The sequence below is a fragment of the Zhongshania antarctica genome (assembly GCF_014202945.1).
Classification (GTDB): domain Bacteria; phylum Pseudomonadota; class Gammaproteobacteria; order Pseudomonadales; family Spongiibacteraceae; genus Spongiibacter; species Spongiibacter antarcticus.
Genome location: NZ_JACHHW010000003.1, coordinates 406,432 through 428,075, shown reverse-complemented (window position 1 = coordinate 428,075; position 21,644 = coordinate 406,432). Strand labels below are relative to the sequence as shown.

Here is a 21,644-nt window from a genome sequence, read left to right as displayed (position 1 = left end):
TTAGCTATTCTGTTCGGCGAAGGTTTTCATGTAGGCGATTAAGGCATCTACGGCTTCTTCTGGTACCGCATTGTAAACACTGGCGCGCATGCCACCCACAGAACGGTGACCTTTCAAATTTAGCAGCCCCGCTTCTTCAGCGCCGGCAAGGAAAGCTTTGTCCAAGCTTGCGTCAGCCAAAACAAAGGGAATATTCATCAGCGAGCGGCTCGCCACTTCAACAGGGTTGCTGTAAAAACCACTGGCATCAATATAAGCGTAGAGTTTTTCCGCTTTACGGCGGTTAATCACTTCCATCGCTTCCAGACCACCCTGGGCCTTCAGCCATTTAAATACCAAGCCCGCCAAGTACCACGCCAAGGTTGGTGGCGTGTTGTACATAGAGTCATTATCGGCAGCCGTTTTGTAATCCATCATCGTTGGCGTAATCGCGTTAGCTTTACCCAGCAGGTCTTTACGCACAATAACGATGGTTAAACCGGCAGGGCCGATGTTTTTCTGGGCGCCGGCGTAGATCAAGCCAAATTTATTCACATCTACCGGACGCGACAAAATAGTCGACGACATATCGGCGACTAAGGGCACCTTACTTTCTGGTGTCCAGAAAAACTCCAAACCACCAATCGTCTCATTCGGTGTGTAATGCAAATACGCCGCATCTTCGCTCAGCTTCCAGCTATCAAAAGCAGGAATTGTAGTGAAGTTAGTGTCTTCCGAGCTGGCAACCACATTCACTTTGGCATAGCGTTTGGCTTCTTTAATGGCTTTTTTAGACCACTCACCGGTATTCACATAATCAACAACCTTGCCTTCACCCATCAGATTTAAGGGCACGGCAGAGAATTGACTGCTGGCGCCGCCCTGCAAGAACAGCACGGCGTAGTCGTCGGAAATACCCATCAACTCGCGCAGATCAGCCTCAGCCTCATTGGCGATACCAACCATTTCATCGGAGCGGTGGCTCATCTCCATTACTGACAAACCGCGTCCCTGCCAATCCAGCATTTGCTCGGCGGCTTCAGTTAATACGGCTTCAGGAATAGAAGCAGGGCCTGCACAAAAATTAAAACGACGCGCCATTTACGTTGCCACTCCAAAGATTAAAATTTAACAGTGGCGGAGACTAGCTCCACCACCCTTACTTAGTTTAAAGCGTTCTCCCTAGCGGAGACTTATTCGTCAACCGCAGGCGCATCGTCACCGGCGCTATCGTCTGGCTCAGCGGCAATCACATCCGCTTCGCTTGCGACAATGGGCTCGCCGTCTTCATCCAATGGCAACGCTTCGTCTTCTTCGTCTACCCGCTGCACGCCAACCAAATGCTCGTCTTCTTTAAGACGAATAACCCGAACACCTTGGGTATTACGACTCAGAATCGACACTTCATCGGTGCGGGTACGCACCAATGTGCCCTGATCACTGATCAGCATTAGATCGTCGCCTTCAAACACCTGTACGGCACCAACCAGTGGGCCGTTACGCTCGCTCATGGCCATGGCGATAACACCGCGGTTACCACGCCCTTTAGCAGGAAAATCTTCAACCAAGGTACGTTTGCCGTAGCCATTTTCAGACACGGTCAACACGCAACCGGCCTCTTGGGGAATAATCATCGCGATAGCGCGCTGACCTTCATCCATACGGATACCACGTACACCACGTGCAGTACGCCCCATAGCGCGCACGTCTTTTTCAGCAAAACGCGCCGCTTTACCCGCACTGGTCAGCAGCAGGATATCGTTTTCACCGTTAGTGATTGCGGTGCCAATGAGCACGTCGCCTTCATCAAGCTCGATCGCCCGCAAACCCACACTGCGCTGGCGCGAAAAGGCCTCTAGCGGGGTCTTTTTCACGGTACCCAGACCGGTGGCCATAAAGATGAAATAGCCTTCGGTGTACTCATTAACCGGCAATATTGACGTAATACGTTCGTCTTCACCCAGTGGCAATAAATTCACCATTGGTCGGCCCCGCGAGTTGCGGCCTGCGACTGGAATTTGGTAAACCTTCAGCCAGTAAACCTTACCAATATTACTGAAACACAAAATGGTAGTATGGGTGTTCACCACCAGCAAATGCTCTACAAAATCTTCATCTTTAACCGAAGTCGCCGACTTGCCCATGCCACCGCGACGCTGAGCTTGGTAGGTGTCTAAGGGCTGAGACTTGGCGTAACCGCCATTGGAGATAGTCACAACGCGGTCTTCTTCAGGAATCAGGTCTTCGTGGTTCAAGTCCAGATGCGAGGCAACGATCTCACTGCGACGCTCGTCACCGTAGTCAGCCACAACCTGCTCAAGCTCACCGCGAATCACCGCAATCAATACATCGGGGTTCGCCAGAATATTCAGGTATTCGGCAATTTCCAGCAAGCGCTCCTGATACTCGGCCAGTAGTTTCTCGTGCTCAAGACCAGTCAGTTTTTGCAGACGCAGATCCAGAATCGCCTGCACCTGCACTGGCGACAAGTAATACTGGCCGTCGCGCATGCCGTACATGTCTTCCAAATCGTCTGGGCGGCAGGCATTTTCGCCAGCGCGCTCCAGCATGCCAGCCACATCACCCAATTTCCACGGACGAGAAATTAAGGCATCTTTCGCCTCTTGAGTGGTTGCCGAGGCTTTAATAGTGGTAATAATTTCATCAATATTGGAAATCGCAATCGCGAGACCTTCCAACACATGACCACGCTCCCGCGCCTTGCGCAGCAAGTACACAGTACGACGAGTAACGACTTCGCGGCGGTGACGAATAAAGTATTCAATGAGCTGCTTTAAATTCAGAATGCGCGGCTGCTTGTCGACCAAGGCGACAATATTAATACCAAATACATTCTGCAGCTGGGTCTGGGCATAAAGGTTGTTTAAGACAACTTCGCCGCTTTCGCCGCGTTTCATTTCAATAACCACGCGCAAACCGTCTTTATCAGACTCATCGCGCAGCTCAGAAATGCCCTCTATTTTCTTCTCTTTAACCAGTTCGGCGATTTTTTCAATCAAACGCGCTTTGTTTACCTGGTAAGGCAGCTCGTGGACGATAATCGTTTCGCGGTGGGTTTTTTCATCAATAATCACTTCGGCGCGGGCGCGGATGTAAATACGACCACGGCCGGTTTTATACGCCTCGACGATGCCAGCGCGGCCGTTGATGATTGCCGCCGTTGGAAAATCGGGGCCTGGAATGTGCTCCATCAATTCTTCAACGGTGATATCGGGGTTATCGAGGGTTGCCAAGCAACCGTTAATCACTTCGGTGAGGTTATGGGGCGGAATATTGGTCGCCATACCTACCGCGATACCTGAGGAGCCGTTAATTAGCAGCGCAGGAATCTTTGTTGGCATGACTTCTGGAATTTGCTCAGTGCCGTCGTAGTTAGGCACCCAATCCACGGTCTCTTTATCAAGATCGGCAAGGATTTCATGGGCAATTTTGCGCATCCGAATTTCGGTATAACGCATGGCCGCCGCGTTATCACCGTCGATAGAACCAAAGTTACCTTGGCCGTCAACCAGCATATAGCGCAGCGAAAACGGCTGCGCCATGCGAACGATGGTGTCATACACCGCGGAATCGCCGTGGGGATGGTATTTACCAATAACATCACCAACAACACGGGCCGACTTTTTATAGCCCTTATTCCAGTCGTTATTGAGTTCGCTCATGGCGAACAACACCCGGCGGTGAACCGGTTTCAAACCATCCCGGACGTCGGGCAATGCCCGACCCACAATAACGCTCATTGCATAATCGAGGTAGGACTGCTTTAGCTCATCCTCAATATTGACCGGCAAAATCTCTTTAGCTATATCAGCCATGAACGGGGTAATTCCTTATTATGGATACGCGCTTCGCAGCATTGTCGCTGAGAAATCGGCCGCATCCGGTATTTAAGCCAGTACTGACACCATCACCGCAAACGACGCAACAGCTCGAAGCAGAAAATAAAGGGGCGATGATAGCATATTTTCAACGGCCTAAGACAGTTCAAAATCGCCGCAAATCAATGTGCTATCGCGACAAATCAGCCCACAGCAGCTCTGTTTGCGGGTATACTTGCGACTTTGCTCAACAGGATCCGGACAGCCCTATGCCCGCCCCAACAATCAATAGCGCCGACACCCTGATTTTTGCCCGCTGGATAATACCGGTCACCCCAGCTAGCGCGCCGCTTAGCCATTACGCCATCGCCATTAATGACGGCGTAATCAGCGCCATATTACCGGCTACCGAAGCCCAAGCCATCACCGCCAAGGAGATCCTTCACCTCGACCACCATGCCGTGATGCCAGGCCTAATCAACGCCCACGGCCATGCCGCCATGAGCCTGTTTCGCGGCATGGCCGACGACAAATCTCTACATACGTGGCTTAACGACCATATCTGGCCCGCCGAAGGGCAATGGGTAAATGCTGATTTTGTGCGCGATGGCAGCGAACTCGCCATTGCCGAAATGCTGCGCAGTGGTACCACCACGTTTAGTGACATGTACTTTTTCCCCGAAGTTACCGCCCAAGTCGCGCGCAAAGCCGGTATTCGCGCTCAGCTCAGCTTTCCTATATTCGATTTCCCAAGCGCCTGGGGCAGCGGCCCTAACGATTACTTCCGCAAAGGCCTCGCCCTGCTCGACGAGCACAAATACAGCGAGCTTATTAATATTGCCTTTGGCCCCCACGCCCCCTATACCGTGGGCGACGAGGCCATGCAGCGCATTGTGACCTTTGCCGCCGAACTAGACGTGCCGATTCAAATCCACCTGCATGAAACCCAACAGGAAGTGGATGACGCCGTGGCGCAATCGGGCAAGCGACCGATCGCACGTCTCGCCGAGCTGGGTTTGCTCGGCCCCAAAACCCAGTGCGTGCACTTAACCGCCCTCAACGACGAGGATATTGCCACACTCGCCAGCCATGGCTGCCACGCGGTGCACTGCCCAGAATCTAATTTAAAGCTGGCCAGTGGTTTTTCACCCATCGAGAAAATGCGCAAGGCGGGTATTAATGTCGCTATTGGCACCGACGGCGCTGCCAGCAACAACGACCTCGATCTATTTGGCGAAATGCGCACCGCCGCCCTGCTGGGCAAAGCCGTGGCAGAAGACGCCAGCGCCCTGCCTGACAGTTACGCCCTAGAAATGGCCACAATCAACGGCGCTAAAGCGCTAAACATCGATCACTTGGTGGGCAGCCTTGAAGTCGGCAAACAGGCAGACATCATTGCCATAGACCTCTCGGCACTGGAACAACAGCCCATTTACAACCCTGTTTCCCAAATTGCGTACACCAATATCAGCCACCGGGTTCGCTATAGCTGGATCATGGGCCGCAAGGTACTGGATAATGGCGAACTGACCACGTTAGACAGCAGGGACATCATTGCCCGTGCCGAGCTCTGGCGCAAAAAAATTAGCGGAGAATAAAATGCAACAGCCTCATTCAAGCAGCGCAACTAGCAATGTCGACCCCGCAGAAATCGCCAAGTTTGAAGAACTCGCCCACCGCTGGTGGGATCGCAACAGCGAATTCAAACCCCTGCACGACATCAACCCGCTGCGGGTTAACTATATTGACGAGCGCTCGCCCTTAGCCGAGCGCAAGGTTGTCGATATCGGCTGCGGCGGCGGCATACTGTCTGAATCCATGGCCCAGCGCGGCGCCACGGTCAAAGGCATCGACATGGGCGAAACCCCACTCAGCGTCGCCCGCATGCATCAGCTAGAGTCCGGCACCAAGGTTGAGTATGTACAAATTACCGCCGAAGAACTCGCCGAAGCAGAGGCGGGCAGCTACGACGTGGTCACCTGTCTAGAAATGCTCGAACACGTCCCCGACCCATCGTCAGTCATTCGCGCCTGCGCCAAACTCTGCAAACCCGGTGGCGATATTTATTTTTCAACCATCAACCGCAACCCCAAGGCCTTTATGTTCGCCATTGTTGGCGCCGAGTATTTATTAAAAATGCTGCCCCGCGGCACCCACGACTTCAGCCGCTTTATTCGCCCTGCCGAGCTGGCCAACTGGGTCCGTCAAGCCGACTTACAACTGCAGCATATGACGGGCTTGACCTACAACCCCATACTGCGCACTTATCGTCTTAACGATAAAGATGTCGACGTTAATTACATGATTCACGTCAAGAAGCCACTGCAATGTTAAAAGCCGTATTATTTGATTTGGATGGCACCCTGCTTGATACCGCAGTGGATTTCACCGCGGTCTTGAACGCCATGCTCGGCGAGCGCCAACTGCCCCCACAGAGCTATGATGAGGTGCGCAAACGGGTGTCCGATGGCGCCCGCGCGGTAGTCAGTCTCGGCTTTCAACAGCAAGAAGGCGAGGCCGGCTTCCAAGCCCTGCTTGATGAGTTTCTCGAGCGCTACCTGGCCCAGCTCGCGGTCAGCACTACACTATTTCCCGGCATGAGCGAGGTCTTAGCACATATCGAGGCACTCGACTTGAAGTGGGGCATTGTCACCAATAAGCCCGCCCGCTTCACTGAGCCACTGCTCGCGGCAATGGGCCTAGACCAGCGCTGCGCCACCGCCATTTGCCCAGACCATGTAACAAACCGCAAGCCACACCCAGAACCCATTTATTTGGCCTGCAAGGAAATCGATTGCCTGCCCGCTCACACCATTTACGTGGGTGACCACCGTCGCGATATCGACGCCGGCCGCAATGCCAGCATGCGCACGGTAGCCTGCGCTTACGGCTATGTTTCAGCCGGAGACAGCGCCGAAAGCTGGGCAGCCGATTACCTCGTCGCCCAAGCGCTAGATTTAATTCCCTTAATTAACCAACTGCATACGTCTTAAGCCGAGGATAATCCGTGCCCCTAAGCCTCCCCAGTGATTTCAGTGCCGCCCCCGAATGCTTGGCGGGTAAAATTATTTTAGTCACCGGTGCCGGCGACGGTATTGGCCGCGCTGCCGCGCTGAGTTTTGCCAAGCACGGCGCCACCGTTATTTTACTGGGCCGCACCGTTGAAAAACTGGAAGCGGTCTACGATGAGATAGAAGCTGCGGGCTACCCCCAAGCTGCCATCTACCCCGTGCATTTACGCGGCGCAGTAATGAAAGATTACGAAGAACTGGCCAATACCATTGAGCGAGAGTTTGGTCGCCTCGACGGCCTGCTTCACAATGCAGGCATACTCGGCCAGCGCCGTACCTTGACGCAAACCACGGTCGACAGCTGGGACGACGTATTGCACGTCAATATCACCGCCGCCTTTATGATGACCCAAGCACTGCTTCCAATGTTAGCCGCCGCCAACTCAGCCTCTATTGTGTTGACCTCGTCCAGTGTCGGCCGCAAAGGTCGGGCGTTTTGGGGCGCCTATGCGGTGTCTAAATTCGCCACCGAAGGTTTTATGCAGGTCTTGGCCGACGAAGAGTTTGAGCTAAACAACACGCGGGTTAACACCATCAACCCCGGCGCCACCCAAACCGTTATGCGCCGCACCGCCTACCCAGGCGAAAACCCGCAGGACAATCCGCTACCCGACGTCATTATGCCGCTGTATTTGTATTTAATGAGTGACGCTAGCGCGAAGGTAAACGGCCAGCAATTTGACGCCCAGCCAAAAGACTAAACTTATCAAGAAGCAATTATTGAACGACGCCTTTCGGAAAGAAATACAGCAGCGTGAGACGCGCTGCTCATCAAATTAATGAGTACGCACCGCAATGAGATCACCTCAATCGCGGAGCATTCCCTGCATCAATTCAATTTGCTGCTGATAGGCCTCATCGCCCTCACCCGGTGTTACCGGCAAACCGAGTCGCGCAAATGCGGTCACGTCAGCCCAATCAACTTCCGCCAAGAGGTGCTGCGTACCGACATACGTTTGCAATCTTGCTACGGTGACAATATCGGCATAATCCGCTTTTTCAATATCACGACTAAAATCGGCGCAGCCTTCAGGAACAACAATTAACTCCTGGGCAAAACCCCAAACCTCTAGAATTCGGCGCCCCACTTCTGGACTCAGTTCTAGCAAAGTCTGGTCTAGCAACTCGGGATGGTCCCGTAAAAAACCTCGACCAACCGCATAAGACAATATTGGCAAAGCGCCAATCTGGTGAATAATTCCCGCGAGTGTGGCCAGCTCTGGTTTGAGATGAAGCTGAGATTTCGCCAAGGTATAAGAAATCGCCGCAACGTCGGTACTCTGCACCCAAATGCTGCGCATGCGCTGATTTAAAGACTCTTTGGTCGACAGAAAGATTTGCTGCATCGCCAAGGTCGTCACCAAGGTACTGGTATAACCCAGACCGATACGACCGATAGCACCTTTTACGTCGTTAATCGGTTGTAAACCACGCAGTAGAGAGCTATTGGCAACCCGTAAAATTCTCGCCGCTATTGAGCTGTCGTTTTCAATAATGGTGGCCAGCATTGCAATATTGACGTCTGGGTCGCTGGCTGCCTCGCGGATCTCCAAGGCCACTTCTGGCAAGGTCGGCAGTACAACGGCATCATTTTCAATCGCCTGCAGCAAATCCGCGCGGATTTGCTCAATCAAAGGGGTACTTGAACTCACGTCGACACACTCATCATTTAAGGTAGCGGGAACTGCGATACCTAAAGATTAGCAGATAAATTGCCGCTGCAATGATTTCTGCAGCGACTAAATTTACGCTAATACGGCATCGGCAGCGGCAAGTGCGACGCTCGCGTCACACTCGTAGCCTTGCGCCAACATCGCAGCGGCCAATGCCGACAACAGCAAACGAATATTTTCAGGCTTGGCGCTATAGCCCATCAAACCAATACGCCAGACTTTACCGGCAAGATCGCCCAGACCAGCGCCAATTTCTAAATCGTGCTTGGCCAACAAGTATTGGCGGGTCGTTGCATCGTCTACGCCAGCAGGAATATAAACACTATTAAGCTGGGGCAGACGCTGCTCCGCTGCCACGACAAACTCCACACCCAGGCATTCTAAGCCCGCAGCTAAGGCGCTATGCATGGTGGCGTGACGCTGCCACGCATTCTCTAAACCCTCTTCTTGCAGCATAACCAACGACTCATGTAAGCCGTACAAGGCGTTGACCGGCGCTGTGTGGTGGTAGGCCCGTTTACCGCCTTCCCCCCAATAGCCCAAGATCAGATTCATATCTAAAAACCAGCTCTGCACTGGATGCTTACGGGCTTTAATGGCTGCCACTGCCGCGGGGCTAAACGTCACCGGCGACAAGCCCGGTGTGCACGACAGACACTTCTGGCTACCCGAGTAAACGGCATCAGCCTGCCACTTATCAACCAATAGCGGCACGCCGCCCATTGAGGTCACCGCATCAACAATGCTCAAACAACCGTATTGCTTAGCCAAACCGCACAGGGCTTCAGCGTCGCTCAAGGCGCCGGTAGACGTTTCAGCGTGAACAAAAGCCAACACCTTAATATCGCCATGTTCTTTCAAAGCTGCCTCAACAGCGGCGGGCTCAACAGCCGTACCCCAAGCAAAATCGAGGCGAATCGCAGTGGCGCCACAGCGCGTCACATTCTCAATCATCCGATTGCCGAATACGCCGTTCACGCACACCAGCGCTTTATCACCCGGCTCGAGCAAATTAACAAAACAGGCTTCCATGCCGGCTGAACCCGGCGCAGAAATGGGTAAGGTCAATTCATTGCTGGTTTGAAACGCATATTTCAACAGCTCTTTGGTTTCATCCATCATGCCCACAAACAAGGGGTCGAGATGGCCCAGTGTTGGCCGACCCAGCGCTTCAAGAATACGCGGATGCACATCAGAAGGACCGGGACCCATCAAAGTGCGAAGAGGAGGATGAAACGAAGAAATGGCCATAAGAAAATCTCACTGATCTGCTGCCGCGCAACGAGTGCAAGCAGCTGTATTAAATAGAACGACTATGTTGGCGGCGATTATACCTGATTAGCGCGCAAGGGTAGAGACCGAGTTTACGCCGTGTATTCATCACCTATGGTCGCAGTAAATTGTGACAATGGCTGCCACTTTAAATTATGCTGAAAGGCACGCAATAAGCGGTAATGCTCATAGCGAAACTCTTGGGTTTGCTCACATATACGCCGCGCCGCAGCCAAGTCTAGCGGTTCAGCTGAGCCGCTTAATTCAAGTAACTGCCCACGTTCAGCGTTCCAGCGAAAACTGCCGAAATGCCGCCAGTCATACACTAAATGGCATTCGCTAAAGCCTGCGCCATTATCCTCATGAATCAACACTGGCTCGGCAAAAGGCCACGGCGTATACAAATATCCGGCAAACGCCGCTTTCACTCGTGCAGCAAAGTCAGCCGCCGACGCTACTGCTGACTCACCTGCCCCCTCAGCAGTTAAAGCGCAAGCACCACACTCACATAACTCCCCCTCAACAAGCACCGCCAAACGTCGCAGACAAAGCTGATGTTCTTTCGCCAACTCTCTAATACGGGTTTTCGCGTGTTTACGTTCGCGAAATAGCCCAACCAACTCACCGGTCTGCGCTATGTTGGCGGGTAAACCAGAACGTAATCGCAGTTGTAGCTCGCCACTGTCTTCAGTGATAAAGCGCACGCAACAGGGCTTACCCAAGGCTTTAGCACGACGCTGTAGCAAGGGCTTTTCGTGACGAAGGGCGGCACTTAAATGCAGGCCAGCAGATAACTCACCTGCCAGTATCTGCCACTGAACGGCATCTACTCGGCGCGCCAGTTTTGCCGCTTTACTGTCGCCAGTGGCGTTTTCAAAATGAGAGAGCACCTGCTCCTGCAGAGACCGAGCGCCGCCCAGATACAGCAACTCCCCCGCCTCGCCCAATAGGCGATAAATACCTGGCTCACAGGGAATCGCATCAATATCAGCCTGACGAATAGACGGCGGCAGCACCGGCAAGTCCAACAGCAAACCGACTTCAAAATTAAAAACGGCTTCGCCTTTATCGGCGCGGGCGTAGTCGAGAAAAGCTTTCATCGCATCTACGTCGGCCATCGCTCGGTGATGTACCTCTGAGTAAAAACCAATCCGCGCACAGATTGCCTCCAAACCGTGCTTTGGCCAATCGGGGTACAAGGTACGCGCCAATTTCAGCGTACATAAAACACGAGGCCGGTAGTCGCGGCCATAACGCGCAAAATTAGCGCGCAAAAACCCCGCATCAAAGCGGGCATTGTGGGCAACTAAAATGGCGCCATCTAAATACGACCACAGGGTTTCCTGCACGTCAGAAAATCGTGGTTTGCCCCGCAACATACTATTACTGATGCCGGTAAGACCTTGAATAAAGGAAGGCACCGAACAAAGAGGATCAATTAAAGACTGCCACTCCAGATCCACATCGCCGCCAATAACGCGAACCGCCGCTTCCATGATGTGATCTTGACTGGCTTGCCCACCCGTGGTCTCAAGATCGACTAAGGCAAAGCGGTGATGGCCTAACACTGACCACCCCTGAGTGGCATCGCGATGAATCTAGGCGCGGAGCAAAAAGACAATCTCATGTAAACCAACCTAAAACGAAAACGTATCCTGCATGATAAACCACCCAAAGGTGATCGACATAAAATAGATACCTCATCACCAACAAATACAAGAAGCACCAAAACTATAGAGCTGCCAATTTTCACCATCTTATCCAGCATTGACATTTCCACCACATAATATACTGTATATACATACAGCAAATGTCTGCTAATGTATTTTGTGCGGCGCTATGAAAAATCACTCTCTCAATCAATTACTCGATGAGCGCAAACTCTGGCGAGGCCAACAACTCCGCAGTTCGGTGGCAGTTAGCGATCGCCGTTGCACTGGCTTTAGCGCACTAGATAGTGCCCTGTACATCGGCGGCTGGCCCCGCAGCGGCTCCACTGAGTTACTGGGCGAGTATGGTATTGGTGAGTTGTGGCTTTTGCTTCCAGCCCTCCGCGAACATCTCACAGATCGACCAATGGCGTGGTTAAACCCACCTTATTTACCCTATACCCCGGCCTTGGCCACGCAAGGCTTGGCGGTGGACAAGCAACTGTTGGTCAGACCAAAAACCTTAGCCGATCAGCTTTGGGCAGCAGAAGAGTTGCTGCGCAGCGGCGCGTATAGCGCAGTATTAAGCTGGTTTAGTGAACCGAACCTGAATGATAGGCAGCTACGTCGCCTGCACATTGCCGCCCTAGAGGGCCAGTGCTGGCATCTGCATTTTCGCCCCGCGAGCTTGGCCCAGCAGATATCCCCCGCCCCCCTGCGCTTAAATTTGCGCGCCGCACAGCAAGCCCTACAGATTAATATCATTAAGCAGCAAGGCGGCCATGCCGGGCAGCAACTGCAATTAGCCCGGCCCGCCGCCCTGTATTTACAGCAAAGTGCCGCAGTGACATGGCCGGTCTATAACAGCCTACCTGTCGCAAAAACACAGACTCAGCTCCAAGGCCTGCGCAAAATCAATTTACTCGCCAATACCGCTATATTCGCAAAGGCAACGCAGCAAGACAGCGCTGTTAGAATCAGCAAGACTGGCAGCAACGAGCCGTCTCACTAATGCTGTGGTTATGCCTGCGGCTGCCTGCGCTGCCACTCGACGCCCTCGGCGCCAAGTCCTCAGCTGGCATGCTGGCACTACGCCATAACAATATTATCGTTATGGCGAATGATGCAGCTCAACAAGCGGGAATCGCTGCTGGCATGTCGGCGTCGAGCGCAATGAGTTTATGTAGCGCCCTCGAACTTCGTCCTCGCGACTTACAGGCCGAGCAACAGTGTTTAGAGAATATTGCGCTCTGGGCTTACCGCTTCAGTGGCGATGTCTGCCTTTGCCCGCCCAATGCCGTGTTGCTAGAGTTGAGTGCATCTTTGCGTTTGTTTAAAAACCTGGCGCGACTCTATCGCAAATTCATTAGCGCCTTTCGGCGGCGTGGTCTTCGCGTACAACTAGGGATTGCCCACACCCCACTGGCGGCAGAATTGCTCAGCCACCAAAATATCAGCCCCGCCAAGTTAGTGAATGCCGCAGGCCTGCTTCATCAAGACGAATTAAATAAAGCTCTACAAGCACTATCCATCAGCCTTTTACCGCTCGCGCCCAAGACCCTGAATACTTTGCGAGAAATGGGCATGCGCACGCTCGGCAATATCCAAGACCTACCCCGCGCCGAACTTGAGCGCCGCTTTGGTAAAGACATCGCCACTGCGCTGGCTAAATTACAGGGCGAGCAGACTGACATTCGGCCCAAGTTTGCGCCCCCCGACACGTTTAATGGCCAGCGCCATTTTGATGGCGGCCTGCACAGCAAGCAGCAGCTGCGTTTTCCTATTTCGGCTCTACTCAGTGAGCTGGAACACTATCTGCGTCTGCGCCAGTGTCTAAATCGCGATTTGCAATGGGAGTTCCACTATTTAGACGGGAGCAAAGAGGCCTGGTCTTTGAACCTGAGTCAGCGCCATTTTGATCGTCGCAGCCTCATTGAACTGGTCATGCTACGCTTAGAACCCCTCAGTTTGCAGGGCGCGGTAGAAACGCTAAGCCTGCGCTGCGAGCAATTTATTGGTAACGAGCAACACAGCGAGCAATTATTCGATACCGCAAATAGCAGCAAACAACAGGAAAAAACGGCGCAAGTATTAGACAAACTACGACTGAGACTAGGCTCCCAGCGCTGCCATCAATTTTCCTTACAGGACGCCCACCTCCCGGAATTAAACTGGATACTTCACGACGCTCACACGGCAAGCCAAACACCTAGCAAGCACAAACTAAAGCCTCCAGCGATGCAAGCGACAGCGCCTAACTCCGCGGATTTACTTCGACCAAATTGGCTCTGCCATCCCCCAGAGGCCATCAGCGAAACTGCCGACGGCTTATTTTGGCAAGGCAAGCTGCATTTATTACAAGGTCCAGAACGTTTCGACGGCCAGTGGTGGCAGCAGCGTCAAACCCGCGACTACTATATTGCCCGCCACCAACACGGCGCGCTGTGCTGGGTGTTTAAAGACTGCCTGAACCGGCGCTGGTTTTTACACGGTTTTTTCGGCTAGTCATATGCCTAATATAACGCCTGCACCCGCGTCTTACGCCGAGCTTCACTGTCTGAGCAATTTCAGTTTTTTGCGGGGCGCCTCCCATCCTCAAGAGCTAGTCGCTACCGCCGCTGAACTGGGCTATAGCGCGATTGCGATTACCGACGAATGCTCACTGTCTGGCATAGTGCGGGCTTACCGCGCCAGTAAAGAACACAATATTAAATTAATTTGTGGCGCCGAATTCATTCTCGATGAAGGTATTCATCTGGTCATGCTCGCACCAACACGGCAGGCCTATACCGAGCTGTGTTCCCTGATCAGCCGTGCCCGCCTGCACAGCAGCAAAGGCAACTACCAATTAAACTTAGGCGATGTACGCCGCTATAGTCAGCACTGTTTAGCGATTTGGATTAATCCCGATGAAACGGAGAGCCACGCTAGCGAGTTGAAAAAATATTTCAAAGATCGGCTCTGGCTCGGCGTTAGCTTTCACGGCCAGCAGCAATCTGAACCCTACTATTTTAAACGCTACCAAATTGCTCGCCACCACGACATTAATATGGTCGCCTGTGGCAATGTGCATATGCACTGCCGCCAGCGTAAGCCCTTACAAGACATACTCAGTGCGATTCGCCTTAATACCTCGGTGCAAGCCCTTGGTAGCCAAGTACAGGCCAATAGCGAACGCTACCTTAAACCACTGCCACTGCTGCAGCGCGACTACCCCGCCGACTTACTCAAAGAAAGCGTCGCCGTTGCCGAGCGCTGCACATTTAGCCTGGCAGAGCTGCGCTATCAGTATCCTAATGAAGTGGTGCCCATGCACAAAAACGCAGGTGAATTTCTGCGGGAAATCACCTTGCACGGCGCCCAGCGGCGCTGGCCAACAGGCATACCGGAACTGGTTAAAAGCCTACTCGAAAAGGAGCTAGGCTTAATTGCCGAGCTAAAGTACGAGCATTATTTTTTAACGGTTTACGACATTGTCCAGTTTGCCCGCAACCAAGGTATTCTCTGCCAGGGCCGAGGTTCCGCCGCCAATTCAGCGGTGTGTTACTGCCTGTTTATTACCGAGGTAGACCCCTCGCGAGGACAATTATTATTTGAGCGATTTATTTCCCGAGAACGCGATGAGCCGCCCGATATTGATGTCGATTTTGAACACGAGCGCCGCGAAGAAGTTATTCAATACATTTATAAAAAATACGGTCGCCAGCACGCCGCCCTCGCCGCCACCATTATCAGCTACCGGCGGCGCAGTGCTGTGCGAGATGTGGGCAAAGCCATGGGTTTAGACGACTACCTGCTGCAGAAGCTGTCTGGCAACATGGCGTGGTGGGACGATAAAAACACGTTTATTCAGCGCTTAGAAGAAAGTCAATTCGACACTGCCAGCCTGCCAGTCCAGCAATTTATGAGTTTACTCAATGAGATCTTGGGCTTCCCTCGGCATTTATCCCAGCACGTTGGCGGCTTTGTCATTACCCGCGACCCCATCGCCAGTTTGGTACCCATTGAAAATGCGGCCATGCCCGAGCGCACCATTATTCAGTGGGATAAAGAAGACTTAGAAGCGCTAGGTATGATGAAAATTGATGTGCTCGCGCTTGGTATGCTCAGCGCCCTGCGTAAAAGCCTTAGCTATATCAGCTCCGCTGGCGGCAGTGTTCACCAACTCAGCGATATACCCGCTGAAGACCCCGCCACCTATCAAATGCTCTGCATCGCCGACAGCGTCGGGGTCTTTCAAATTGAATCCCGCGCGCAGATGACCATGCTACCAAGACTACAACCCCGCACCTTTTACGATCTCGTCATTCAGATTGCCATTGTCAGGCCCGGCCCTATTCAAGGCGGTATGGTGCATCCGTTTTTACAGCGACGGCAGGGCTTAGAAAAAGCCGAATATGAAAATGACGCCATCGCACGGGTATTAAAACGCACCCTCGGCGTACCGGTTTTTCAAGAACAGGTTATTCAACTGGCGATGGTCGCCGCCGGTTTCAGTGGTGGTGAAGCCGACCAGCTACGCAGGGCTATGGCGAGCTGGGGCAAAAACGGCGATTTAGGAAAATTCCGCAGCAAGCTAGTCAACGGTATGCGCGAGCGCGGCTATAGCGAAGACTTCGCCGAGCGACTATTCAGTCAAATGAAAGGCTTTGGCGCCTACGGTTTCCCCGAATCCCACTCCGCCAGTTTTGCTCTGCTCGCCTACGCCTCTGCTTGGCTTAAATGCCACTACCCAGCAGCGTTCTATTGCGGTCTATTGAATAGTCAGCCCATGGGCTTTTATTCGCCCTCGCAATTAATACAAGACGCCAGCCGTCACGGCATTGAAGTAAGGCCTATTTGCATTAACCACAGCGACTGGGACCATCGTCTCGAAGACGAGCCTTCTGCCCCAGCCCTACGCCTCGGCTTACGCCTCATTAAAGGCTTACCCAAACGCAGCGCTGAGCACCTTTGCCAGGTACGCCGTGCAGCCTTATTCCACAGTATTGACGATTTTTGCACCCGGTTTACTATCGCCAAGCAATACTGGCAACAACTGGTGCAGGCCGACGCCTTCCACTGTTTTAATTTGCACCGCTATCAAAGCCTGTGGGAAATCAGTGCATGGCAGGCCGCTGCGCCCCTAGGCAATTTACACCCCGCGCAAAATGACACTATTCAACTTAGCGCCCCCGTGGAAACCGAGGAAGTGCTCAGCGACTATCGCCATACCGGCCTCAGCCTGCGACGGCATCCACTGGCCTTGCTACGCAGCCACAAACTGTTTGCAAATTGCGCCCGTGCGGAAGATTTAAAACATATCGATAACGGCCGGTTTATTCGTATTGGCGGGCTAGTTAATTGTCGACAGCGACCGAGCAGCGCTTCAGGGGTGATGTTTGTAACGCTAGAAGATGAAACCGGCAACAGCAATATTATTGTGTGGCCAGCGGTACAAGAACACTATCAAAAAGCCCTATTGCAAGGCCAAGTGCTCATTGTGAAAGGCTGCGTACAAAAAGCCGCAGTGGGTCATGCAACACCCGTAATTCATGTCGTGGCGTTCAGTATTGAACGCCACGATCATCTTATGCGGGTTGACGCTGCGTCACATGATTTTCATTAACACAGCGCCAAGAACAGCCCTCAGATCTAGACGACTTCAAATAAACCTGCTGCACCCATACCACCACCAACACACATGCTGACGACAACGTACTTCACACCGCGACGCTTGCCTTCAATCAGGGCGTGCATGACCATACGCGCACCGCTCATACCATAAGGGTGACCGATAGAGATCGCGCCGCCATTCACGTTCAAGCGGTCGTTAGGAATCCCCAATTTGTCGCGGCAATAGATAACCTGCACAGCAAATGCTTCGTTGAGTTCCCACAGACCGATGTCGTCCATTTTCAAACCCGCGCGCTTTAACAGCTTGGGAATAGCGAATACGGGGCCAATCCCCATTTCATCGGGTTCGCAGCCTGCAACCGCCATGCCGCGGTATATACCCATGGGCTCAATATTACGCTGGGATGCCAAGGTGCCGTCCATCATCACTACCGCGGCAGCACCGTCAGATAGCTGTGAGGCATTACCGCCAGTAATGAAACCACCCTCACGTACCGTCTTTAAGCCAGACAAACCTTCTAAGTTGGTCGACGGACGATTGCCCTCGTCTTTATTCAGGGTCACGCTCTCTTCAGAGGTTTCGCCGGTTTCCTTATTCATCACTAACTTAGAAGCAGTAACAGGCACAATCTCATCGTCAAACTTGCCCGCCTGCTGCGCCGCTGCCGTGCGCTGCTGCGATTGCAGCGCGTACTCGTCTTGGGCCTCGCGCGAAATATTGTAACGCTTGGCGACAATCTCGGCGGTATCGAGCATGGGCATATAAATATTTGGCGAGTGCGCAATGGCCGCAGGGTCAACCAGCTTGTGCATATTCATATGTTCATTTTGGACTAGCGATATAGACTCGCAACCGCCCGCAATCAGCATGGGCGCACCATCCATCACAATCTGCTTAGCACCCGTAGCAATCGCGACTAAGCCGGATGCGCACTGACGGTCGATTGTCATGCCCGACACTGACGCAGGCAAGCCTGCAGCCATCGCGGCGATACGACCAAAATTCATGGTCTGGGTGCCCTGCTGCATTGCCGCGCCCATAATACAGTCATCGATCTCATTGGGATCTATACCTGCGCGCTGAACCGCCGCCTTAATGGCGAAGGCCGTTAACGACGGCGACTCTAAGTTATTAAACGCGCCTCGATAAGCTTTACCTATCGGCGTACGTGCTGCTGAAACGATTACTGCATCTTTCATGACAATTCCTCAATTAGAAATATTATTTAGCACCTTGCACAAAAGCTTGGGCCTTGAGAAGAAATTTTTCAGATTGCTTGAAGCCCGACTCTAACTCAGCCTGATTACTGGTATTACAAATATCATCCCACTGGCCAGCAACCGCTTCTGGGCTACGCTCCTCAGGACTAAGGTAAATACCATCAGTTTCGAAGATACTTGATTTTGCATAACCACCGCCACCTGCGCAGAGAATGAAGCGGCTTGGCGCGTTATCATGGCAAAGTGTTAAAGCACCCGCGGTTACCGCTTCCGGCACCAGCATGCCCAGTATTTCGGCGGGCATAATGTCTTCGGTCATCCGAGTTGCCGCTGTCGGCGCCAAAGAATTCACATGAATATTGTATTTTGCGCCTTCGATGGCAAGGGTATTCATCAGGCCCACTACTGCCATTTTAGCCGCGCCGTAATTGGCTTGCCCAAAGTTGCCGTACAAACCACTAGAGGACGTAGTCATAACAATACGACCATAACCCTGCTGCTTCATGATTTCCCAAACGGCCTTGGTGCAATTTACCGATCCCATAACGTGAACATCCATCACCAATTTAAAATCATCGATGGACATTTTGGAGAAAGACTTATCGCGCAAAATACCGGCATTATTAATTAGAATATCAACCCGGCCCCATTTCGCCATGGCCTGCGCCACCATGTCTTCGACTTCGCTAAAAATCGCGACATTGGCACCGTGCGCAAATGCTTCACCGCCAGCAGCCTGGATTTCAGCGACTACGCCATCCGCTGCAGCGGAGGAAGCGCCAACGCCATCGCGGGCGCCGCCCAAATCATTGATTACGACTTTGGCGCCACGGGCAGCCAGCTCTAAGGCGTGACTGCGGCCAAGGCCATTGCCTGCACCAGTAACAATGGCAACTTTACCGTCAAAACGAATACTCATTTACTTCTCCAAATACACAGAGGCTTAAAGCCCAATACTGTCAATTTACCAAATAGTGGAACCCAAAATTCAGGCCACCATTTGAATGCTGATCCATTCCGCGACCAAGGCGGGCTTCTCTTCACCTTCGATCTCTAAAGTGACTTCTGTACTCACCCGAAAACTTCCCGGCTTGGTTTCGTCAATACTTAAAACCTTTGCCTTGGCGCGAATACGGCTATTCACTTTTACCGGCGCTAAAAAGCGTACCTTATCAAAGCCGGAATTAATTCCCATGTAGAAACCCTTGATAATCACACTGTACTGCTCAGCAAAGTGAGACAACAAGGACAAGCTAAGAAAGCCATGGGCAATCGTCGTACCAAAAGGCGTCTCTTTCGCGCGCTCTGGATCAACATGGATAAACTGTTGATCCAGCGTGCAATCGGCAAACTGATTAATACGCTCTTGGCTAATGCTCAGCCACTCGGTTGGCTCTGTTTCAAAACCAACATAGTCTTGAACTTCTTGCTTATCAATAAGTGTAGTCACAACATTCTCTCCCGTTAAAACCAGTTATTATTCATTTCGTAAAACGTTGCATCGAGGTCGAGTAGGTTTTTCGACCAAACCTCAATCAGCGGCAATTCAAAATTAAAGAAATATTTCATTGCCTGTAACTTACCCGCGTAAAACTGCTGGTCTGTTTCGTGGGGTTTTGCCGCCATTCCCTTTTGCGCGACGAGTCCCTGACGCAACCACAACCAAGCAATAACAACATGACCGAAGACCTCGAGGTATTTCACCGAGTTCGCCATCACCAAATCGATCGGCTTCGCCATCATTGCACCTAATAGATGCTCAGTGGTCGTCTCTAAGGTGGCAACCGCAGCCGCAAGGCGCTCAGCGGTTGCTGACAATTCACCTGTTTTTGCCTCGTCAATCGTGCCTCGCACAAGTGCCAAGAAGGCGCGATAGCCCGCCATATTGTTCATTGGCAATTTACGACCAAGTAAATCCAATGACTGAATACCCGTGGTGCCCTCATGAATAGGGTTCAAACGGTTGTCACGATAAAACATTTCAACCGGATGCTCATTGATATAGCCGTGGCCACCCAACACCTGAATAGCGAGATCATTGGCTTTTGGGCCATATTCCGAGGGCCAGGTTTTAATAATGGGGGTAAGGAAATCAAGCAAAGTATGCGCAGTGTGGCGCGCTTCTTCGGTCTGCTCGGTGTCCTTATCATCGGCCAATTGTGCGCCAAACATACACAGCGCAAAAGCGCCCTCGGCATAGGCTTTCTGGGCCAACAACATGCGCCTCACATCGGCGTGTTCGATAATACTCACCGGCGCCGAGCTAGGGTCTTTGCAAGAAGGTAAACGCCCCTGAGGCCGCTCGCGAGCATAATCCAGCGAATACTGGTAGCCGGTCAGGGCTAAGCAAGCCGCCCCAGTTCCCACCATGACTCGCGCCTCATTCATCATGTGGAACATATACGTTAAACCACAATTTTCTTCACCGACCAAATAACCCACTGCGCCGTCATTCTCGCCGAAGCTCAAGGCAGTCGAGGTTTGGCCGCGGCCACCCATTTTGTGAAACAGGCCCGCCAGCGCAACATCATTGAGTTCGCCAAGAGAGCCGTCGGCATTCACTAGGATCTTAGGCACAATAAATAGAGATATTCCCTTCACCCCCGCTGGCGCGCCTTTAATACGGGCCAACACCAAATGCACGATATTCTCATTCAGCTCATGCTCACCGCCGGATATAAATATTTTACTGCCGCGAATTCGATAAGTGCCATCTTCAGCGGGGGCCGCCGTTGTCGTTAAATCGGCAAGACCCGAACCCGAGCCCGGCTCGGTCATTGCCATGGTACCGGCAAAACGACCAACGCGAATCGGCTTTACCCAGGTTTCAATTTGCTCAGCACTGCCGTGGTTTGCAATTAAGTTAGCATTGGCATTACTCAAAGCCAGATAACCCGTAGTAGTACTCGCCGCAGCGGTCAAATAGGCATTGGCGACACTGGCAACCATCGGCGGCAATTGCATGCCACCCAGTTCAAAGTCTGCGGTCGACGACACAAATCCCGCCTTAGTAGCGGCATCCACTGCGACTTTAATCTCCGGTATCATGTATACGTTCTTGCCATCAAATGTCGGCGGCTGCTCGTCCACTTTCTTGCGTATCGGCACAAAATACTTCTCAGCAATCGACTGCGCAGTATCTATTGCGGCATTAAAGGTCTCTACTGAGTGATCCGCGTAGCGGGGGCGCTGGATTAAAGATTCTGCGTCGAATAGCTCATAGAGCATAAACTGAAGATCGCGTGCGCAAAGAATGGGAGCAGCCATATCGCCTTACCTTGTTTATTAAACAAAACACTATTGTGGTGCCAAGCCGACGCAATG

Annotated in this window: 16 protein-coding genes; 7 read left to right on the top strand and 9 right to left on the bottom strand. The window is 52.4% G+C overall.

Going from position 1 to position 21,644, the window contains the following annotated elements; genetic code table 11:
* Positions 1-1,080, bottom strand: a complete 1,080-nt coding sequence (gene serC, locus HNQ57_RS06995; RefSeq protein ID WP_184461892.1) for a 3-phosphoserine/phosphohydroxythreonine transaminase — start codon at positions 1,078-1,080, stop codon at positions 1-3.
* 92 nt (positions 1,081-1,172) lie between these two features.
* Entirely contained in the window at positions 1,173-3,815 is a 2,643-nt protein-coding gene (gyrA, locus tag HNQ57_RS06990) for a DNA gyrase subunit A (RefSeq protein ID WP_184461890.1), read from the bottom strand.
* A gap of 272 nt (positions 3,816-4,087) precedes the next feature.
* Here gyrA and HNQ57_RS06985 point away from each other — a divergent pair, with 272 nt between their 5' ends.
* Genes HNQ57_RS06985 through HNQ57_RS06970 form a run of 4 tightly spaced genes read left to right on the top strand, consistent with a single transcriptional unit; the run spans position 4,088 to position 7,590 of the window.
* Positions 4,088-5,416 carry a TRZ/ATZ family hydrolase gene (locus HNQ57_RS06985; RefSeq protein WP_184461888.1) on the top strand — a complete coding sequence of 443 codons (1,329 nt, stop codon included), beginning with the start codon at positions 4,088-4,090 and terminating at the stop codon, positions 5,414-5,416.
* Position 5,417: 1 nt separating this feature from the next.
* Complete coding sequence (gene ubiG / locus HNQ57_RS06980; protein ID WP_184461886.1) at positions 5,418-6,152, top strand: bifunctional 2-polyprenyl-6-hydroxyphenol methylase/3-demethylubiquinol 3-O-methyltransferase UbiG; 735 nt, start codon at positions 5,418-5,420, stop codon at positions 6,150-6,152.
* The gene (locus HNQ57_RS06975) at positions 6,146-6,811 is read left to right on the top strand and encodes an HAD-IA family hydrolase (protein WP_184461885.1); all 666 of its coding nucleotides are present in this window, start codon (positions 6,146-6,148) and stop codon (positions 6,809-6,811) included. Before ubiG ends, HNQ57_RS06975 begins: the two co-directional genes overlap by 7 nt.
* Before the next feature lie 14 nt (positions 6,812-6,825).
* Positions 6,826-7,590 carry a YciK family oxidoreductase gene (locus HNQ57_RS06970; RefSeq protein WP_184461884.1) on the top strand — a complete coding sequence of 255 codons (765 nt, stop codon included), beginning with the start codon at positions 6,826-6,828 and terminating at the stop codon, positions 7,588-7,590.
* A gap of 105 nt (positions 7,591-7,695) precedes the next feature.
* On the opposite strand, the gene HNQ57_RS06965 is transcribed toward HNQ57_RS06970, so the two are convergent.
* The 3 genes from HNQ57_RS06965 to HNQ57_RS06955 all read right to left on the bottom strand — a co-directional run bounded on the left by HNQ57_RS06965 (position 7,696) and on the right by HNQ57_RS06955 (position 11,402).
* Positions 7,696-8,541: an HDOD domain-containing protein gene (locus HNQ57_RS06965; protein WP_184461882.1), complete on the bottom strand. Its 846-nt coding sequence runs from the start codon at positions 8,539-8,541 to the stop codon at positions 7,696-7,698.
* Positions 8,542-8,634: 93 nt separating this feature from the next.
* Positions 8,635-9,813: a pyridoxal-phosphate-dependent aminotransferase family protein gene (locus HNQ57_RS06960; protein WP_184461880.1), complete on the bottom strand. Its 1,179-nt coding sequence runs from the start codon at positions 9,811-9,813 to the stop codon at positions 8,635-8,637.
* A gap of 113 nt (positions 9,814-9,926) precedes the next feature.
* Positions 9,927-11,402, bottom strand: coding sequence for an exonuclease domain-containing protein (locus HNQ57_RS06955; RefSeq protein ID WP_184461878.1), 1,476 nt, complete (start codon positions 11,400-11,402; stop codon positions 9,927-9,929).
* Positions 11,403-11,673: 271 nt separating this feature from the next.
* Here HNQ57_RS06955 and imuA point away from each other — a divergent pair, with 271 nt between their 5' ends.
* Genes imuA through HNQ57_RS06940 form a run of 3 tightly spaced genes read left to right on the top strand, consistent with a single transcriptional unit; the run spans position 11,674 to position 17,091 of the window.
* Positions 11,674-12,495 (top strand): translesion DNA synthesis-associated protein ImuA, encoded by an 822-nt coding sequence (imuA, locus tag HNQ57_RS06950; protein ID WP_184461876.1) that lies wholly within the window; start codon positions 11,674-11,676, stop codon positions 12,493-12,495.
* Complete coding sequence (locus tag HNQ57_RS06945; RefSeq protein WP_184461874.1) at positions 12,495-13,988, top strand: Y-family DNA polymerase; 1,494 nt, start codon at positions 12,495-12,497, stop codon at positions 13,986-13,988. The genes imuA and HNQ57_RS06945 overlap by 1 nt, the downstream gene beginning before the upstream one ends.
* Positions 13,989-13,992: 4 nt before the next feature.
* The gene (locus HNQ57_RS06940; RefSeq protein WP_184461872.1) at positions 13,993-17,091 is read left to right on the top strand and encodes an error-prone DNA polymerase; all 3,099 of its coding nucleotides are present in this window, start codon (positions 13,993-13,995) and stop codon (positions 17,089-17,091) included.
* Between the two features lie 26 nt (positions 17,092-17,117).
* On the opposite strand, the gene HNQ57_RS06935 is transcribed toward HNQ57_RS06940, so the two are convergent.
* The 4 genes from HNQ57_RS06935 to HNQ57_RS06920 all read right to left on the bottom strand — a co-directional run bounded on the left by HNQ57_RS06935 (position 17,118) and on the right by HNQ57_RS06920 (position 21,587).
* Positions 17,118-18,299: an acetyl-CoA C-acyltransferase gene (locus tag HNQ57_RS06935; RefSeq protein ID WP_184461870.1), complete on the bottom strand. Its 1,182-nt coding sequence runs from the start codon at positions 18,297-18,299 to the stop codon at positions 17,118-17,120.
* A gap of 22 nt (positions 18,300-18,321) precedes the next feature.
* Entirely contained in the window at positions 18,322-19,239 is a 918-nt protein-coding gene (locus HNQ57_RS06930; RefSeq protein ID WP_184461868.1) for an SDR family NAD(P)-dependent oxidoreductase, read from the bottom strand.
* Positions 19,240-19,308: 69 nt separating this feature from the next.
* Positions 19,309-19,770 (bottom strand): MaoC family dehydratase, encoded by a 462-nt coding sequence (locus HNQ57_RS06925; RefSeq protein ID WP_184461865.1) that lies wholly within the window; start codon positions 19,768-19,770, stop codon positions 19,309-19,311.
* 14 nt (positions 19,771-19,784) lie between these two features.
* Positions 19,785-21,587, bottom strand: a complete 1,803-nt coding sequence (locus HNQ57_RS06920; RefSeq protein WP_184461863.1) for an acyl-CoA dehydrogenase — start codon at positions 21,585-21,587, stop codon at positions 19,785-19,787.
* Positions 21,588-21,644 lie beyond the last annotated feature (57 nt).

Coding starts and splice junctions, on each gene's coding strand:
- HNQ57_RS06940 (WP_184461872.1), top strand. CDS start 13,993: ATGCCTAATATAACGCCTGCACCCGCGTCTTACGCCGAGCTTCACTGT.
- HNQ57_RS06975 (WP_184461885.1), top strand. CDS start 6,146: ATGTTAAAAGCCGTATTATTTGATTTGGATGGCACCCTGCTTGATACC.
- gyrA (WP_184461890.1), bottom strand. CDS start 3,815: ATGGCTGATATAGCTAAAGAGATTTTGCCGGTCAATATTGAGGATGAG.
- HNQ57_RS06930 (WP_184461868.1), bottom strand. CDS start 19,239: ATGAGTATTCGTTTTGACGGTAAAGTTGCCATTGTTACTGGTGCAGGC.
- HNQ57_RS06985 (WP_184461888.1), top strand. CDS start 4,088: ATGCCCGCCCCAACAATCAATAGCGCCGACACCCTGATTTTTGCCCGC.
- HNQ57_RS06960 (WP_184461880.1), bottom strand. CDS start 9,813: ATGGCCATTTCTTCGTTTCATCCTCCTCTTCGCACTTTGATGGGTCCC.
- HNQ57_RS06935 (WP_184461870.1), bottom strand. CDS start 18,299: ATGAAAGATGCAGTAATCGTTTCAGCAGCACGTACGCCGATAGGTAAA.
- imuA (WP_184461876.1), top strand. CDS start 11,674: ATGAAAAATCACTCTCTCAATCAATTACTCGATGAGCGCAAACTCTGG.
- HNQ57_RS06920 (WP_184461863.1), bottom strand. CDS start 21,587: ATGGCTGCTCCCATTCTTTGCGCACGCGATCTTCAGTTTATGCTCTAT.
- HNQ57_RS06945 (WP_184461874.1), top strand. CDS start 12,495: ATGCTGTGGTTATGCCTGCGGCTGCCTGCGCTGCCACTCGACGCCCTC.
- serC (WP_184461892.1), bottom strand. CDS start 1,080: ATGGCGCGTCGTTTTAATTTTTGTGCAGGCCCTGCTTCTATTCCTGAA.
- ubiG (WP_184461886.1), top strand. CDS start 5,418: ATGCAACAGCCTCATTCAAGCAGCGCAACTAGCAATGTCGACCCCGCA.